Annotated in this window: 16 protein-coding genes and 1 tRNA gene; 12 read left to right on the forward strand and 5 right to left on the reverse strand. The window is 63.8% G+C overall.

Annotated elements, in window-relative coordinates; genetic code table 11:
- Window positions 1–438: 438 nt before the first annotated feature.
- Window positions 439–1482 carry a polysaccharide deacetylase family protein gene (locus IVA80_RS35215; protein ID WP_247439711.1) on the reverse strand — a complete coding sequence of 348 codons (1044 nt, stop codon included), beginning with the start codon at window positions 1480–1482 and terminating at the stop codon, window positions 439–441.
- 253 nt (window positions 1483–1735) lie between these two features.
- On the opposite strand from IVA80_RS35215, the gene IVA80_RS35220 reads away from it, so the two are divergent.
- Both IVA80_RS35220 and IVA80_RS35225 read left to right on the forward strand, forming a co-directional pair.
- Complete coding sequence (locus IVA80_RS35220; RefSeq protein ID WP_247439712.1) at window positions 1736–2041, forward strand: hypothetical protein; 306 nt, start codon at window positions 1736–1738, stop codon at window positions 2039–2041.
- Window positions 2042–2232: 191 nt separating this feature from the next.
- Window positions 2233–2445 carry a hypothetical protein gene (locus IVA80_RS35225; protein WP_247439713.1) on the forward strand — a complete coding sequence of 71 codons (213 nt, stop codon included), beginning with the start codon at window positions 2233–2235 and terminating at the stop codon, window positions 2443–2445.
- 104 nt (window positions 2446–2549) lie between these two features.
- Here IVA80_RS35225 and IVA80_RS35230 read toward each other — a convergent pair whose 3' ends face one another.
- Window positions 2550–4238 carry an MFS transporter gene (locus IVA80_RS35230; RefSeq protein ID WP_247439714.1) on the reverse strand — a complete coding sequence of 563 codons (1689 nt, stop codon included), beginning with the start codon at window positions 4236–4238 and terminating at the stop codon, window positions 2550–2552.
- A 137-nt stretch (window positions 4239–4375) separates the two neighbouring features.
- Here IVA80_RS35230 and IVA80_RS35235 point away from each other — a divergent pair, with 137 nt between their 5' ends.
- The 7 genes from IVA80_RS35235 (at window position 4376) to IVA80_RS35265 (ending at window position 12237) form a co-directional block, all read left to right on the forward strand.
- Window positions 4376–5746 carry a hydrolase gene (locus tag IVA80_RS35235; RefSeq protein WP_247439715.1) on the forward strand — a complete coding sequence of 457 codons (1371 nt, stop codon included), beginning with the start codon at window positions 4376–4378 and terminating at the stop codon, window positions 5744–5746.
- 34 nt (window positions 5747–5780) lie between these two features.
- Entirely contained in the window at window positions 5781–7148 is a 1368-nt protein-coding gene (locus IVA80_RS35240) for a cytochrome P450 (protein WP_247439716.1), read from the forward strand.
- Window positions 7149–7198: 50 nt separating this feature from the next.
- A complete protein-coding gene (locus IVA80_RS35245; protein WP_247439717.1) occupies window positions 7199–8608 on the forward strand; it encodes an adenylate/guanylate cyclase domain-containing protein in 1410 nt (469 codons plus the stop codon).
- Window positions 8609–8902: 294 nt separating this feature from the next.
- Window positions 8903–9391 (forward strand): TerB family tellurite resistance protein, encoded by a 489-nt coding sequence (locus IVA80_RS35250; RefSeq protein ID WP_247439718.1) that lies wholly within the window; start codon window positions 8903–8905, stop codon window positions 9389–9391.
- 231 nt (window positions 9392–9622) lie between these two features.
- On the forward strand, window positions 9623–10402 hold the full coding sequence (locus IVA80_RS35255; protein WP_247439719.1) for an SDR family oxidoreductase: 780 nt from the start codon (window positions 9623–9625) through the stop codon (window positions 10400–10402).
- Between the two features lie 125 nt (window positions 10403–10527).
- Window positions 10528–11322, forward strand: coding sequence for a glutamine amidotransferase (locus tag IVA80_RS35260; RefSeq protein WP_247439720.1), 795 nt, complete (start codon window positions 10528–10530; stop codon window positions 11320–11322).
- Window positions 11323–11424: 102 nt separating this feature from the next.
- Entirely contained in the window at window positions 11425–12237 is an 813-nt protein-coding gene (locus tag IVA80_RS35265) for an enoyl-CoA hydratase (RefSeq protein WP_247439721.1), read from the forward strand.
- A gap of 104 nt (window positions 12238–12341) precedes the next feature.
- Here IVA80_RS35265 and IVA80_RS35270 read toward each other — a convergent pair.
- Window positions 12342–12417, reverse strand: a tRNA-Ala gene (locus IVA80_RS35270).
- A gap of 187 nt (window positions 12418–12604) precedes the next feature.
- Here IVA80_RS35270 and IVA80_RS35275 point away from each other — a divergent pair.
- The 3 genes from IVA80_RS35275 to folD are packed head-to-tail and all read left to right on the forward strand — an operon-like array spanning window position 12605 to window position 14168.
- Window positions 12605–12895 (forward strand): YggT family protein, encoded by a 291-nt coding sequence (locus IVA80_RS35275; RefSeq protein WP_007598721.1) that lies wholly within the window; start codon window positions 12605–12607, stop codon window positions 12893–12895.
- 18 nt (window positions 12896–12913) lie between these two features.
- Complete coding sequence (locus tag IVA80_RS35280; protein WP_247439722.1) at window positions 12914–13282, forward strand: DUF167 domain-containing protein; 369 nt, start codon at window positions 12914–12916, stop codon at window positions 13280–13282.
- Between the two features lies 1 nt (window position 13283).
- A complete protein-coding gene (gene folD, locus IVA80_RS35285; protein ID WP_247439723.1) occupies window positions 13284–14168 on the forward strand; it encodes a bifunctional methylenetetrahydrofolate dehydrogenase/methenyltetrahydrofolate cyclohydrolase FolD in 885 nt (294 codons plus the stop codon).
- A gap of 94 nt (window positions 14169–14262) precedes the next feature.
- Here folD and ppa read toward each other — a convergent pair whose 3' ends face one another.
- Window positions 14263–14799 carry an inorganic diphosphatase gene (ppa, locus tag IVA80_RS35290; RefSeq protein ID WP_247439724.1) on the reverse strand — a complete coding sequence of 179 codons (537 nt, stop codon included), beginning with the start codon at window positions 14797–14799 and terminating at the stop codon, window positions 14263–14265.
- Between the two features lie 177 nt (window positions 14800–14976).
- On the reverse strand, window positions 14977–15486 hold the full coding sequence (locus IVA80_RS35295; RefSeq protein WP_247439725.1) for a GNAT family N-acetyltransferase: 510 nt from the start codon (window positions 15484–15486) through the stop codon (window positions 14977–14979).
- Between the last annotated feature and the right edge of the window lie 156 nt (window positions 15487–15642).

A 15642-nucleotide genomic window follows, 5' to 3' on the forward strand; every position in this document is an offset into this window, starting at 1 on the left:
ACCCCGAACCGAAATTCGGCGGGTCCACTTTGGGGCAGACCCGCCGGGCATCAGAAGTCTAGTTGCTCGGAAATCTCAAGGGCATGTTGGAGGGCGCCTGTGTCCGCGACCTTGAGGCCCTCTGGCTAATGAGAGATTGGCGCCGGATTACCGGACGATCGCCGCGCTTCGGCACGACAATCCCGAAGTACCCGCCTACAACCTCCAGAGCGTCGTCGATGTGGAGAGCGGCCTGATCGTTCATCACGACGTCTGCAACGACGCCAACCCGCCGCGAAGGCGGACAAGCCGAAGCACAAGCGCAGCTGGACCGAAGGCCGCATCATCGGCGAGCTGCATCGCCACGGCATCTATTGGTAAGGTGTCTTTGGTCCCAAAAGCATATGGCCGGGACTAGCCCAGCCATGACGCAAGAGTTTTGGATCTGATTGATCGGGCTTACTGCGAGATCGTCTGCACCACGCTCGCGATCGGACGGGCGCTCGACGTCGGGACCTTCAGGTCCTTCAGCAGCGCCTCGTCATATTCCGGCAGCGTCTGGAGCGTCGCCTTGGCCTTCATCTGAACGACCTTGTAGCCGCCGGCCTTCAGCCGCGCGAGCAGCGCCGGCATGGCTTCGCCGGTGTGCTTCTGGAAGTCGTGCATCAGGATGATGCCCTTGCCGAGCTTGTCGAGCTTGGTCATCACGTTATCGACGATCTTCTCCGGCGTGGCGCCCTTCCTGAAGTCGAAGGAGTCGATGTCGGTCGAGAACATCGCGACATTGCGGGTGCCGAAATAGCTCACCATCGCCGGATTGTGCTGAAGCTGCGGGAAGCGGAAGAATGGCGCCGGGTTGGTGCCGAGCGCGAATCGTACCGCACTAAAACCCTTCTCGACCTCGTCCTCGACTTGGCTCTCCGTCATCTTCTTGCTGTTCAGGTTGACATGCGACCAGGTGTGCGTGCCGACCGTGTGACCCTGGGCCAGCACCTGGCGCAGGATTTCCGGATGATAGGTCGCGTGCTTGCCGACCGAGAAGAACAGGCCCTTGGTGCATTCATCTCCGAGCGCCTTCAGCACCGCGGGCGTGTTGACCGGCCACGGGCCGTCGTCGAAGGTCAGCACGACCTCCTTGTCGACGAGGAAGTCGAACTGCTTGAAATGCTCGAAGCCGAAGCCGGGGCCGCCGGTGGTGTCGATCTCGACCACGCGGGCAACGCCCAGCGCGTTCGGATTTGCGCAAGCCGGTTTCTGCTGCACCGGGGCGGCCGGTGCCGGCGCCGCGGCAAGTACCGCCGGCTTACCCGCGATCGCCGCGGTGGTCTCGACGTCATCCTTGGCGGCGAGCTTCACCTGTGCCGGCAATTGATCGGCGGCACGGGCGGCCGTTGTTTTGGGAGCGCCCTGATCGGCGCGCGAGGAATAATAAAACCAACCGCCGGCGGCAATCACGACCGCCGCAACTACACTGGCCAGCATCAGGCCCAACGCATTACGCATCGCTATTCTTTCCAATTACGCAACCAAACCGGCGGAATTTCCCGCGCGCCGAGCCATTAATGCGAAAGAACAGTTAACGCGACACCAACACGACAGCGTTTGCGTCGGATTTTCAGCGGGGTACGCCAAAGTGATGGAAGTCACAGAGAATGGGCCACCGGTGACCGTCATCACAGTAGAAACTGTTTTGCTGGAGCATCGTAGTTCCCATCAACAACGGGCCTCGTTCCGGCGGCGCCAATGGGAGCTTCAAATGACCAAGTCTTTGATCACCGAGTCCCTGACCGCCAAGATCCGCGACATCAGCCTTTCCCTGGGCTTTGCCGCCATGGTCTCGATGGTCTCGACCTCGAGCTTCGCGTTCTCGTCCGAAGCGCAGCAGCAGTGCACCGGCGATGCCTTCCGCCTGTGCTCGTCGGAGATCCCCAACATCCCGAAGATCACGGCGTGCATGGTGAAGCATCGCTCCGACCTGAGCGCCGGCTGCCGCGCGGTCATGGACAAGGACCTCGCCAAGGGCGCGTCGCGCAAGGTCGCTGACGCCCAAGACAATCAGTAAGAGACAATCAGTAAAAGCACGCAACGATAACGATAATGTCGTTGCGTCGGTTAGCTCCCCTCGCGATGTGCCCCGGCGTCAAGCCGGGGCCACGCGGTGGTGCCATGCAGCCTGCCAATAAAGCCGTTGCGGCTCCAGGATCGTCGCACTAGCTTCGCCCGCACATTCTTCCGGGTAAGAGGCATTACGCGATGACCAGATTTCTTTTCATTGTTTCTTTGGTCCTGTGCGCATCCGGCGCGTCGGCGCAACAGCCCGGCCACGACGCCTGCACGCGCGACGTCACGCGCTTTTGCCGCTCCGTGATGAACAATGGCGATCAGGCCGTGCTCGCCTGCCTGAAGCAGAACCGGACGCGCCTGAGCAAGGGCTGCGACAAGGTGCTGATCGACCACGGGCAGTAGTGGTTCTCGTAGCCCGGATGGAGCGAAGCGAAATCCGGGTTCTGTGCTTGCGGTGAGACCGTCCCGGATTGCGCTGCGCTCCATCCGGGCTACGCGGCAAAAACCTACGTGCTGCTCCCCGCCGCGGTGGCGACCACCGGCAGCACCTCGGCGCTCGCACGATCCGGCGTCTCTTCCTTCCAGCGTACCGAGCCGAAGGGACGCTCCAGCATGCGGCGGATCCGCACCGGATCCGGGCCGATGTGGAAATCGATCGCCTCCTGATGCAGCGCGCGTTCGGATTGGGTCGAGCGGTTGCGCTGGCGCAAATAGTCGAGCCAGGTCGGACAGTGGTAGCGCTCGGTCCATAGTTCGGGGTCGGCGATGTCACGCGCGATCGACCAGCCATAGGCGCCGTTGCGCTGCCGCGAGAGCTGCACGTCCTGCATCACATTGTGGAAGGCGCGCGCGTTCTCCTGCGATACCCTATATTCGATCTCGACCACCAGCGGGCCGCTGCGCGCCGTGAGCGACAGTTTCACTTCCGGATCGGCGAGCACGTCCGCGTCCTCGTTGCGGGCGCCGACGCGCGGCATCGCCAGCCAAATACCCAGCACCGGCGAGATCAGCATCAGGCCGGCTGCAACCAGCAGCGCGACCTCGACGCCTGCATAATCGGTGAGATGACCCCAGCCCCAGGCACCGATCGCGATGCCGCCGGAAATCGAGGCCTGGAACGCCGCGAGCGATCGGCCCGCGACCCAGCGCGGCGCCGACAGTTGCACGCCGATGTTGAACAGCGCCACCGCGGCCATCCAGACCGCTCCGGCGAGAACGAGCGCGGCCGCGGTCAGCACGGGTTCAGCGCTCAAGGCAAGCGCGGCCATCGCGAACGCCATCGAGATGGTACAGGCGCGGATCGCGGCCTCGCCGCTCATGCGCTTGCGCAATTCGTGGATGTTGAGCGCGCCGACCACGGCGCCCATGCCGAAGGCGCCCAGCATGATGCCGTAGGTCTGCGCGCCGCCATGCAGCAGGTCGCGCGCGACCAGTGGCATCAGCGCCATGATGGCACCGCCGATCAGGCCCATCACCAGCGTGCGCAACAGCACGATCTTGATCGGCGGCGAATTGGTGATGTAGCGAAAGCCTGAGACCATGGCGCGGTTGAGTTTTTCCCGCGGCAGGCGCGAGGGTTCGGTGCTGCGCCGCCACAGCAGCAGCACCACCAGCAGCGGCAGATAGAGGATCGCGTTGCAGGCGAAGGCGGCCACCGCGCCGAGCGCCGCGACGATGACACCGCCGACCGCGGGACCGAAGCTGCGCGCGATGTTGTAACTGATGCCGTTCAGCGCGACAGCCGACGGCAGCGCATCCGGCGGCACCTGCTCGCTGACCGAGGACTGCCAGGCCGGACCGAATAGCGCGTTGCCGCTGCCTACGACGAAGCAAAAGGCAAGCAGCGTCTCCGGAGTGATAAGGTTGAGCCAGGCCAGGATCGTGAGCGCGGTTGCGCCGGTCAGCGCGATCGCCAGCGAGATCAGGGTGACGATGCGCCGGTCATACATGTCGGCGATGGCGCCGGCCGGCATCGAGATCAGCATGATCGGCAGCATGAGCGCGGTCTGCACCAGCGCCACCTTGTCGGCCGAGGCCGCCATCTGCGTCATCGCCCAGGCCGCGCCGACGCCCTGGATCAGCAGGCCGAGATTGGAGAGCAGGCTGGCAAGCCAGATGCGCCGGAACACGGTGTACCGCAGCGGTGCGGTGATTCCGTCGGCGGCCAATTTCTGACGGTTCGGCTGCTCGGTCATATCCCCTTCCCTATGGGCTGGCAGAAGTGGTCTCGGGTGAGTCCGGCAAATCCAGTGATGCCCGCGAAAGTCCTTCGCTGTCCAGTGGTTAGGTCGGTATAAGCGGTGCAAAGCCGTGGTTTTGCCGGGAGGAACATATGAAGCTGTCGCGACGGACGATCCTGCAAGGGGCGAGCGTGCTGCCTTTCGCAGTTGCGAGCTTCCGGATGGATGCGCTGGCACAAACCGCGCCTTCGGCGCCGACCCCGGAGGTGCCGCCGATTCTGTTCGTCCACGGCAATGGCGACTACGACGCGCTCTGGATGACGACCTTGTGGCGGATGGAATCGAACGGCATCGCACGCGATCGCATGTTGGCGATCAATTTCACCGATCCCAATGCGCGGAGCGACGACAAAGTCGAGCAGGCGGGCCGCTCTTCGACCGAGGACCAGCGTCGCGAGCTCGCCGCCACCATCGCTGAATTGAAGCGCCGCACCGGCGCAGCCCGCGTGGCGCTGGTCGGCAGCTCGCGTGGCGGCTATGCGATCCGCAACGTCATCAAGAACGGCGGTGCCGGCGATGTCAGCCATGCCGTCCTGTGCGGCACGCCCAATCACGGCGTATTCGCAACCGACGATATGCCCAACAGCGAGTTCAACGGCCGCGGCGCATTTCTGCGCGGCCTGAACGAGGGCGAGAGCGAGGTGACGCCGGGTGTGGCCTTCCTCACCTTGCGCAGCGACGGCATGGACAAATACGCCCAAGCCGACGGCCGGTTCATCGGCAAGCCCGGCACGGCGACCGGCGTCACCGTTGAAGGTCCTGAACTGAAGGGCGCCACCAATCTCGTGCTCGGCGCGCTCGATCATCGCGAAGTGGCGTTTCACCCCAGAGCCTTCCGTGAGATCTACAAATTCATCGCCGGCCGCGAGCCCGCGCGCATCGCGATTGTGCCGGAGCAGAGCGTCAGCCTGAGCGGCCTTGTGACGGGCACGCCGGGCGGCGCGCCGACCAATCGCCCGGTGGCGGGCGCAACCGTCGATATTTTCTGCGTCGATCCGGAAACCGGAGAGCGCAAGGGCAACGCCGTGCACAGCGTGAAAACCGGCGCCGACGGCCGCTGGGGTCCCGCGCAGGTCGATTCTTCCTGGTCGCTCGAATTCGTCCTGGCATCGCCGAACGCGCCGACGACGCATATCTACCGATCGCCCTTCCCGCGCTCGTCAGGCGTCGTGCACCTGCGCGCTGCGCGCCCGCTCGGGCCGGCGGACAAGGATGCCGGCGCTGTCGTGATGATGTCGCGTCCGCGCGGCTATTTCGGCCTGCCGCGGGACGTGGTGCTGCTCGATAGCAAGGAGCCCGCCGACGTCAAGCCGGGTGTGCCCACGGATTCGACAGCAACCTTGCGCCTTCCGGCCAGCGAAATCGGGCGTAACATCGTGGCCCAATTCGGCGAAGAACGAATTGTGGCACGTCTCTGGCCTGCCGCCGAGAACAGGATTGCGGTTGCCGAGCTGACTTACTAGCTATTTGCCTGCGTCACACCTGCGGGAGGGAGCCATGAATATCGCCAGCGTGCGTCGGCCCATCGTCCCTCCGACCCCGCCGCGTGCGCCCGACGACATGTCGTTTCTCGGCCGGGTTGCGGTCATCAGGCAGAACATGATCGCAACCTGGGGGCAGCGCGCGTACGAAGAAGACGTCATCAAGGGCCGCTTCCTCCTTCGCAACAGCTTCATCCTGAACCAGCCGGACGCGATCAGGCACGTCCTGCTCAGCAATTATGAGAATTATACCCGCACGCCGGCGGGTATCCGCATGCTGCGTCCCGTGCTCGGCGAAGGACTTCTGATCGCGGAAGGCCAGGCCTGGACGCATCAGCGCCGTACGCTGGCGCCGGCCTTCACGCCCCGCGCGACTGCAGATCTCGTCCCGCACATGACGGCGGTGCTCGACGAGACCGTCCCAAAGCTCGAGGCGCGAACGAGCGAGCCGGTCGACCTGCGCGAGATCATGCAGCGCATGACGCTCGAGATCGCCGGGCGCACGATGTTCTCGTTCGGCATGGATCTCCATGGCCCGACCTTGCGCAACTTCGTCATGGAATATGGCGCGCGGCTGGGACGGCCGTATTTCTTCGACATGCTGCTGCCGGTGTCCTGGCCGAGCCCGATGGATTTTGCCCGCGCTCGCTTCCGCAAGCGCTGGACCGAATTCGTCGCCACGCTGATCTCGGAGCGGCGTGCCGCGGGCAAGAAGGACGGCGCACCGCCGCGCGATCTGTTCGATCTCATGGACGCGGCGCGCGATCCCGAAACGGGCAAGGGCTTTTCCGACGAGCAACTCGTCGACGAGGTCGCGACCATGATTCTGGCGGGTCATGAGACCACGGCGACGGCGCTGTTCTGGGCGTTCTATCTGCTCGCGCTCGATCCGGAGACGCAGGAAGAGGTCGCCTCCGAAACGCGCGGCGAACATCTCGACAGCATGGCCGACATCGACCGCCAGAAGTTCGCCCGCGCGGTGGTCGAGGAGACCATGCGGCTCTATCCGCCCGCCTTCCTGATCGCGCGTGCCGCGCGCGAGAAGGACAATGCGGCCGGCGTCGAGATCGGCAAGGGCGACATCATCATGATCGCGCCGTGGCTGCTGCACCGGCACGAGAAGCTGTGGGATCAGCCGAACGCCTTCATTCCAAAGCGCTTCATGTCGAAAGAGGCTCCCGATCGCTTCGCCTATTTGCCGTTCGGAGCGGGTCCGCGCGTCTGCATTGGCGCGCCGTTTGCACAAGCCGAATCCGTGCTGGCGCTGGCCCGGCTGATCGGCGCGTTTCGCGTCGAGCTGGCCGACACGACTCCCGTGATCCCGTGCGGCGTCGTGACGACCCAGCCCGACCACGCACCCATGTTCCGCATCACGCGTCGGTGACAGGCCGCTGTCTGGCCAATGGCGTGATCCACCCTAGATAGAGTTCCGCCATGAGCGATATTCAAGCCCAGCTTTCCGTTCTGAAGCAGACCGCCGATCCGAAGGTGGTTGACGCAATTCAGCATCTCATTGACCACGGTGAGGATCACGAGCTCAACCGCGTCAATGTTCTCGACTTCTCCAGGCAGCACAATCTTGACGAAGAACGGGCGATCTCCGGCTTCCTGCATTCGGCGCGGCTCGGGCTGTTCGACCTCGGCTGGAACGTGCTGTGCCCGGGCTGCGGCGGCGTGCTTGGTGCGCATTCCACACTGAAGGCGCTCAAGCCGGACGATTATCACTGCGCGCTCTGCGCTTGCGGCTACAAGGCCTCCGTCGACGATCAGGTCGAGGTCTCCTTCACCGTGAATCCGCGCGTGCGTCACATCGCATCGCACAATCCCGACGCGCTTCCGGTGTGGGACTATTTCAGGCAGGTATTCTGGAGCTCCGGCGTCGACTTCAACAAGGAATCGTTTGCGACGCTGGCCAACGAGGTGACGCTGGATACGATGGAGCTGCCGGCCGGCGAGAAGGCGACGATGTCGCTGCAACTGCCGAACGACTTCATCATCATTTTCGAGCCGGTGACGCACGCCGCCCATTTCATCGACGTCCAGGGCGAGCCGACCAAGGAGCGCCAGCAGCTCGCGATCATGTACAACAAGGTGCAGGCTCCGACAGGGACGACGACCATGCGGCCGGGCCCGCTGCGGCTGTCGCTGGAAAACCAGGCCGGCGTGCGCGTGCTGCCGTCGGTGTTCATCGCGGCCGACGCCCTCCATCATCTCATCGGCAAGCGCAAGCCGTTCCTCACCGCCAAGCGGATGCTGTCGAACCAGACGTTTCGCGATGTCTTCAAGGCGGACAATCTCAGCCTCGACCAGCGGCTCCAGATCACGTCGCTGACTTTCCTGTTCACCGATTTGAAGGGCTCGACCGCGCTCTACGAGCGCGTCGGCGATCTCGCCGCCTTCGATCTCGTGCGCGCGCATTTCCATGCGTTGCTCGAGATCATCTCCTCCGAGAAGGGTGCGGTGGTGAAGACGATCGGCGATGCCGTGATGGCGACCTTCGTCCGCCCCGAGCACGCCATCGCCGCGGGCCTGCGGATGCGCGCGGCCATGGACGAACTCAACAAGAAGCGCGGCACCGCCGATCTCATCGTCAAGATCGGCATCCACGAAGGTCCGTGTCTTGCGGTGATGCTCAACGAACGTCAGGATTATTTCGGCCAGACCGTCAATATCGCCGCCCGCGTGCAGAGCCTGTCGACCTCGCAGGAAATCCACATCACCGGCCCGGTGCTCGATGCGCCCGCGGTTGCCGAGGTGCTTCAGCGGCGCGCGATCAAGCCGATCCAGAAACAGGCCGCACTGCGCGGCATCGCCGACAAGATGGTGGTGTACGAGATACCGTGAGGACGGCGACGGCCGCCGCGTTCTCCATCATTGCGAGGAGCAATTGCGACGAAGCAATCCGGTCTGTCACCGCGGAAAGATTCTGGATTGCTTCGCGGCGCTCGCAATGACGACGGAGGCAGGTTCGCACCAAAACTCCGTCGTCAAATCCGGCCATGACGGAAACGGTGGCTCCCAGATTGCCGAAACGTAATGCGGGCGCGGAACTGACGCACGTTGCGGCGGTTGAGTTTCCCGCTCATATAAGGCCGGTGGGCCGTAACCCTGCGGCTTCATTGATTTCGGTAGGATCTTATGCTCGACGGCTTGCGCCAATTCATCGCCGACATTGTTGCCCCTCAGGCACAGGACCGCGCATTCGGCGACAGCGATTACCGGCTGGCGGCCACCGCGCTACTGGTTCACGTGGTCTCGCTGGACGGCCAGCCGACGGCAACCGAGCAGCGCAAGCTGCATAGCCTGATCGAAAGCCATTTCGGGCTCGATCGCGGCACCGCCGATCGCCTGATCGCGGATGCGACCCAGGTAGAGGGCGAGGCGGTGGACCTCTATCACTTCACCAGCGTCATCATGCGCTCGCTCGACGAAGAGGGCCGCAAGCGCATCGTCCAGATGATGTGGGAGCTGGTCTATGCCGACGGTCAGGTCACCGAATTCGAGGACAACGTCGTCTGGCGCGCCTCCGACCTGCTCGGGATTTCCCAGCGCGACCGGATCGACCTGAAGCATGCGGTTGCCGACCGCGCCGGTGGTCAGGTCAAGGACGGCGCCGTCGGCGGCTGACCCGCCGCAACATCGGCCAATTGCCGGTTGTACGAACCACATGACAAAACTTTAATGTACCTCCCGGGTCGCCCCGGCCTCGGATTCGCCTGTAAATCCGCGTTTTTTCTGCTCTCCTTGTTGCCTGCTCAAGCAGCCATGCTGTCGGCGCCGCTTGCCTGCCGCGCACGGCCTATGCTCTCGTTCCGCCATTGCCGGGCCAAAAAAACTTCTAATCAAGAGACTTCGATCGTGACTGAGCGGGTAACATTGATCACCGGTGCCTCGGCGGGCATCGGCACGGAGCTGGCACGTGTGTTCGCCGCGAATGGACACCGCCTTGCGCTGACGGCGCGTCGGGCGGACCGGCTGGAGGCGCTCGCGAACGAGCTTGCCGCCAAGGGCGGCAAGAAGCCAATCGTGATTGCCTGCGATCTGCAAGAGGCAGATGCCGGCGAGAAGATCGCCGCCGCGCTCGCGGCCGCAGGCGTCGAACTCGATCATCTCGTCAATAATGCCGGCTTCGGCGTGTTCGGTGACGCAATCGAGCGCGACCGCGTCGAGCAGGTCGGCATCGTCGATGTCAACGTCCGGGCTCTGACGGACCTCTCGCTACGCTTTGCCGATCAGCTCATCAGGAACAAGGGCGGTCTTCTCAATGTCGGATCGGTGGCCGGCTTCCTGCCCGGTCCCGGCATGGCCGTCTACTACGCCTCCAAGGCCTTTGTGATCTCGTTCACCGAGGCCTTGCGGGCGGAGCTCGCGCCGCGCGGCGTTCGCGTCACCGTACTTTGCCCGGGTCCGGTGCCCACCGAATTCCAGGCGCGCGCCGGTGTCGGGTCCGGGCATGATACGGCCCTTCTCAATGTTCCTGCGTCCGACGTTGCACAGCAGGCCTATCGCGGCTTGATGGCCAACAAACGGGCAGTGCTGCCTGGCCTCGGCATCAAGATCGTGCCATTCGCGCTGCGCTTCTTCCCGCGCGGCTTCATCCTGTTCGCCACCAGCCGGTTCCAGAGGCAGAGGCGCTAAGGAAGCCCGAAGCGTCCGTGGTGGCCCGGAGCTTGCTTCAATGTCGGGCGTGTGTGCGCAAACTCACACGAAATTAACGATCGTTTAGTTATGCTGGCGGTCTGAACCGAGCACTCGCATAGGCCATGTCGTTCCGGACGAACAGGTTTGGTGGCGCAGAAGTGGTGCCCTTCGCCAGAAGGACGCCGAGCGCCGCCGCCTCCGAAACCCGGTTGCCGGTTCTGATCGTCCTGCATCAGGAATCCTCGGCGCCCGGCCGAGTCGGCAATGCACTGCGTGCGCTCGGCCACCGTCTCGACATCCGCCGTCCCCGCTTCGGCGATCCCCTGCCTGAGACACTCGATCAACATGTCGGCGCTGTTTTCTTCGGCGGTCCCATGAGCGCCAACGATCCCGACGACTACATCCGCCGCGAGATCGACTGGATCGAAATTCCGCTGCGCGAACAGCGGCCGTTCCTCGGCATCTGCCTCGGTGCGCAGATGCTGGCGATACAGTTAGGGGCCCGCGTTGCGCCCCATGCGGACGCGCTGACCCAGATCGGTTACTACCCAATCCGCCCCACCGCCGCGGGCCACGCGCTTTGCCCGAATTGGCCGGCGCAGGTCTATCATTGGCATCGCGAAGGCTTCGAGCTGCCGGTCGGTGCCGAATTGCTTGCGGAAGGCGATGATTTTCCGGTGCAGGCGTTCCGCACCGGCAATGCCTTCGGGGTGCAGTTTCATCCTGACGTGACCTACGCGATGATGCATCGCTGGACCACGCGCGGCTATGACGGCTTCAGCGCGCCCGGTGCGCGGCAGCGGCATCATCATTTCGCGGACCGTGCCGTCTACGATGTCGCAGAACGCGCCTGGCTCGATCATTTCATCGACGGTTGGCTGACGCGCCGGCCGGTGCTGGCGCAAGCCGCGGAGTAATCGCGCCTTCGCGCGACAAGCCCTTGCCTCATCCCCGGATATGCTAGGCTCGCTTCCAACGTGCGCAGGAGAAATTGCGCCGGCAAACAAAGGGAGCGCGCCATGGCCTACGACCACATTCTCTATGATGTCAGCGACAAGATCGCGACCATCACGCTCAATCGCCCGGACCGCATGAATGCGTGGACGCCGACCATGGAGCACGACGTGCGCCAGGCGATGGAGGCGTCAAGCGCCGACGACAATGTCCGCGTCATCGTGCTCACCGGCGCGGGCCGCGCCTTCTGCGCCGGCGCCGACATGGATGCGCTGAAGGGGCTCGACCCCAACGACGTCAGGCGCGCCTCGAACCTGCCGCCCTTCGACATGAACCGTCGGCCGGACTGGCAGACGCGCTACGGCTTCTATCCGTCGATCGGAAAGCCCGTCATCGCCATGCTCAACGGCGCAACCGCCGGCATCGGCCTCGTCCACGCGCTCTATTGCGACCTGCGCTTTGCGGCCGACAATACTGTCTTCACCACAGCCTTCGCGCGGCGTGGCCTGATCGCCGAGCACGGCATCAGCTGGATGCTGCCGCGCATCGTCGGCCACGCCAATGCGATGGATCTGTTGCTTTCGGCGAGGCGTGTGACAAGCCATGAGGCGCTGCGGATCGGCTTGGTCAACCGGCTATGCTCGCCTGAAAAACTCCGCGAGGAGACCTACGCCTATGCGCGCGACCTCGCCGATTTCGTCTCGCCGAGCGCGATGGCCGTGATCAAGCGGCAGCTCTATGAGGTGCCGTTCCAGACGCTGGCGGAGGCGACGATCGAGGCCAACCGGGAGATGATGGTGGCGCTGAACGGCAGCGATTTTCGGGAGGGGGTGGCGAGCTTCATGGAGAAGCGGCCGCCGAGGTTTACGGGGAAGTAGGGGGATTTCTTTGGAGGGGTCCGCCGTCGCCCTTCGGGCTATGGCGGGACAGTCTTCGCTACACGAGGGCTTGCCTAGCCGAAGCAGGCGTAGCCTGCGAAGACTGGTGGAGCCAGGCGGGATCGAACCGCCGACCTCGTCATTGCGAACGACGCGCTCTCCCAGCTGAGCTATGGCCCCTTTGCTGGCCGCTCTGGTCAATGCGGCCGACAACCGGGCGCCATTTAAGTCCCCGCCAAGGTCAAGTCAAGGACGGGTGTAACCCGGTTTTAGCCATCCCGGCACCGACTTCCCTTGTTTGGGCCGGGGGGAACCGATATCTAGCAAAAGGCGTCAATCCCGACCGAAGCCAGAGTTTTCAAAAGCCATGCGTGCCGTTCTCGACATCGTCATCATCGTGCTCGACCTCTACGTCTGGCTGCTGATCGCTTCCGCGATCCTGTCCTGGCTGATCGCCTTCAACGTCGTGAACACCCGCAACCAGTTCGTATCGGCGGTAGCGGAGTTCCTGTACCGGATCACCGAGCCGGTGCTGGCGCCGATTCGCAATTTCCTGCCCAGTCTCGGCGGCCTCGACATCTCACCAATCATCCTGATCCTGCTCATCATGTTCATCGAGCGGGTGATCCTGTATTACATCTACCCGAACGTGATCTAAGCAGGCTGGAGCGCTTGGTTGCCAAAGAACCTTGTTTCTAAGGAACCTTGGCGTTACTCGGCCGCGGGAATCAGCATCGCGCTGCGCGTGACGCCGCGCGGCGGCCGCGACGACATCGACGGAATCGAGCAGCTGGCCGATGGCCGCAACGTGCTCAAGGTGCGGGTGCGCGCCATCGCCGATGGCGGCGCGGCCAACAAGGCCGTCTTGGTCCTGCTGGCGAAAACGCTTGGCGTCCCCAAGGCCAGCGTCAAGCTCCTGTCCGGAGCGACCTCGCGGCTGAAGCAGATCGCGGTCGCCGGCGATCCGACGCGGCTCGGCGAAGCCCTGCGCCAGCTCGCATCAGCCAAATCGACAGACACCAAATCGATAGACCAGGGGAACTGACATGACCGCCAACATCATCGACGGAAAAGTCATCGCCGCGGAACTCCGCGCCCGCGTCGCTGATGAGGTCGCCCGCGTCAAGCGCGAGCACAATCTGGTGCCGGGCCTTGCGGTGGTGCTGGTCGGCAACGACCCGGCGAGCGAGGTCTATGTCCGCTCCAAGCACAGCCAGACGCAAGCAGCGGGCATGGCCTCCTTCGAGCACAAACTGCCGGCCGACGTCTCGCAGACCGACCTTCTCGCGCTCGTCGCAAAACTCAACCGCGATCCGGCCGTGCACGGAATTCTGGTGCAACTGCCGCTGCCGAAGGGCCTCAACACCGAGGTCGTCATCAACGCCATCGATCCCGCCAAGGATGTCGACGGTCTGCATCCGAACAATGCGGGCCGGCTCGCCGGCGGTTTCGAGGCGCTGTCGCCCTGCACGCCACTCGGCTGCATCATCCTGGCCAAAACCGTGCACGCCTCGCTCGAAGGCATGAACGCCATCGTCATCGGCCGTTCAAATCTTGTCGGCCGCCCGCTGGTGCAATTGCTGTTGAATGAGAACGCGACGGTGACGATCGCGCATTCGCGCTCGCGCGACCTGCCCGGGCTCGTGAAGCGCGCCGATCTCGTCTACGCCGCGGTCGGCAAACCGGAGATGGTGCGTGGCGACTGGCTGAAGCCGGGCGCGACCGTGATCGACGTCGGGATCAACCGCATCCCCAAGGATGACGGCAAGACGCGCCTCGTCGGCGATGTCGCCTATCAGGAAGCGCTCGGGATCGCGGGCGCGGTGACGCCGGTGCCGGGCGGTGTCGGTCAGATGACGGTTGCCTGCCTGCTGGTGAACACGCTGCGTGCCGCCTGTGCGGTTGCAGGGCTGCCGAAGCCGGCGGTTTGATCCGTCATTCCGGGGCGCACGAAGTGCGAACCCGGAATCTAGCGCTACAACTTCTGGGTTCCGGGTTCGCGCTGAACGCGTCCCGGAATGACGACTAGGCCTTCTTGTTTTTCTCGCGCTCGATGCCTTCGAGGATCAGCTTGTGCGCTTCCTCCGGGCCGCCCCAGCGCAAGATCTTCACCCATTTGCCCTTCTCGAGATCCTTGTAGTGCTCGAAGAAGTGCTGGATCTGCTGCAGCGTGATGTCCGGCAGATCGCTATAGGTCTTCACCTTGTCGTAGCGCTGCGTGAGTTTCGACGACGGCACCGCCAAAATCTTCTCGTCGCCGCCGGCTTCGTCTTCCATCATCAGCACGCCGACCGGACGCACGCTCATGACAGCGCCGGGAATGATGGCGCGGGTGTTGATGATCAGGACGTCGCAGGGGTCGCCATCGTCGGACAGCGTGTGCGGAATGAAGCCGTAGTTCCCAGGGTAACGCATCGGCGTGTAGAGGAAGCGGTCGACCACCAGCGTGCCGGCCTCCTTGTCCATTTCGTATTTGATCGGTTCGCCGCCCACGGGGACTTCGATGATAACGTTGACGTCGTGTGGCGGGTTGGTCCCGATTGAGACCGCATCGATACGCATTCAAGGCTCCGTTGTTGCCGAGGTTAAATCGCGCCCGGCAGCGATTTTGGCACTGTCATACGCGGGCTTGCCCCGCCTATCCATCGTGTTTTTGTGAAAAAATGAATCCAGCGACCACCGGCTCAAGGGCAACGGTATCGACGAATGGGAAACGCTGCCGGCTGGTCTTTCAGCAGCTCAATTGGTCCAAGCGAAGGCAATCTTGTCGAGCGACTTCGGCCCGAAACGCTCCGAGGAGCGCGCCACCATGCGGCCGCCCAGGGCACGATAGAACTCGGTCGCCGCATCGTTGTCCGAGAGCGCCCACACCACCATGCTCTTCAGGCCGCTTTGCATCAGGTCGCGGCGGGCGGCTGTGAACAGGCGGCGCCCGAAGCCGAGGCCCTGGAATTCCGGACGCAAATAGAGTTCGTAGATCTCGCCGTCGAAGTGCAGGCTGCGGGCGCGGTTGCGGCCGTAATTGGCGTAGCCGGCGATCTTGTCGCCAAACACGAGCACGCTGACGCGGCTGCCTTTGCGGATCGCACTGTCCCACCACTGCGGACCGCGGCGATTGATCAGCTTCTCCAGCTCGCCGCCGGGAATGATGCCCTGATAGGCGGAGCGCCAGGCATCGTCATGGGTGGACGCCACCGCAGTTGCATCTGCAGCTTTGGCCGGCCGGACCTCGATCAGGGTTGTGCTCATGGACGCGATCAAACCAAGTCGCCGCGCCGGCGGCAAGACCTATCGTTAATTATCGGTTAACCTGTGGACTTTGTGCATCAGTATTTTGCCCATGTTGTGCCGAAAAAAGACAAGCTGTCGCTTTGAATGGCAAAGGCCTGCCGTGCGACGGTGCAA

This window comes from Bradyrhizobium sp. 139, assembly GCF_023074175.1.
In the GTDB taxonomy this organism is placed as follows: domain Bacteria; phylum Pseudomonadota; class Alphaproteobacteria; order Rhizobiales; family Xanthobacteraceae; genus Bradyrhizobium.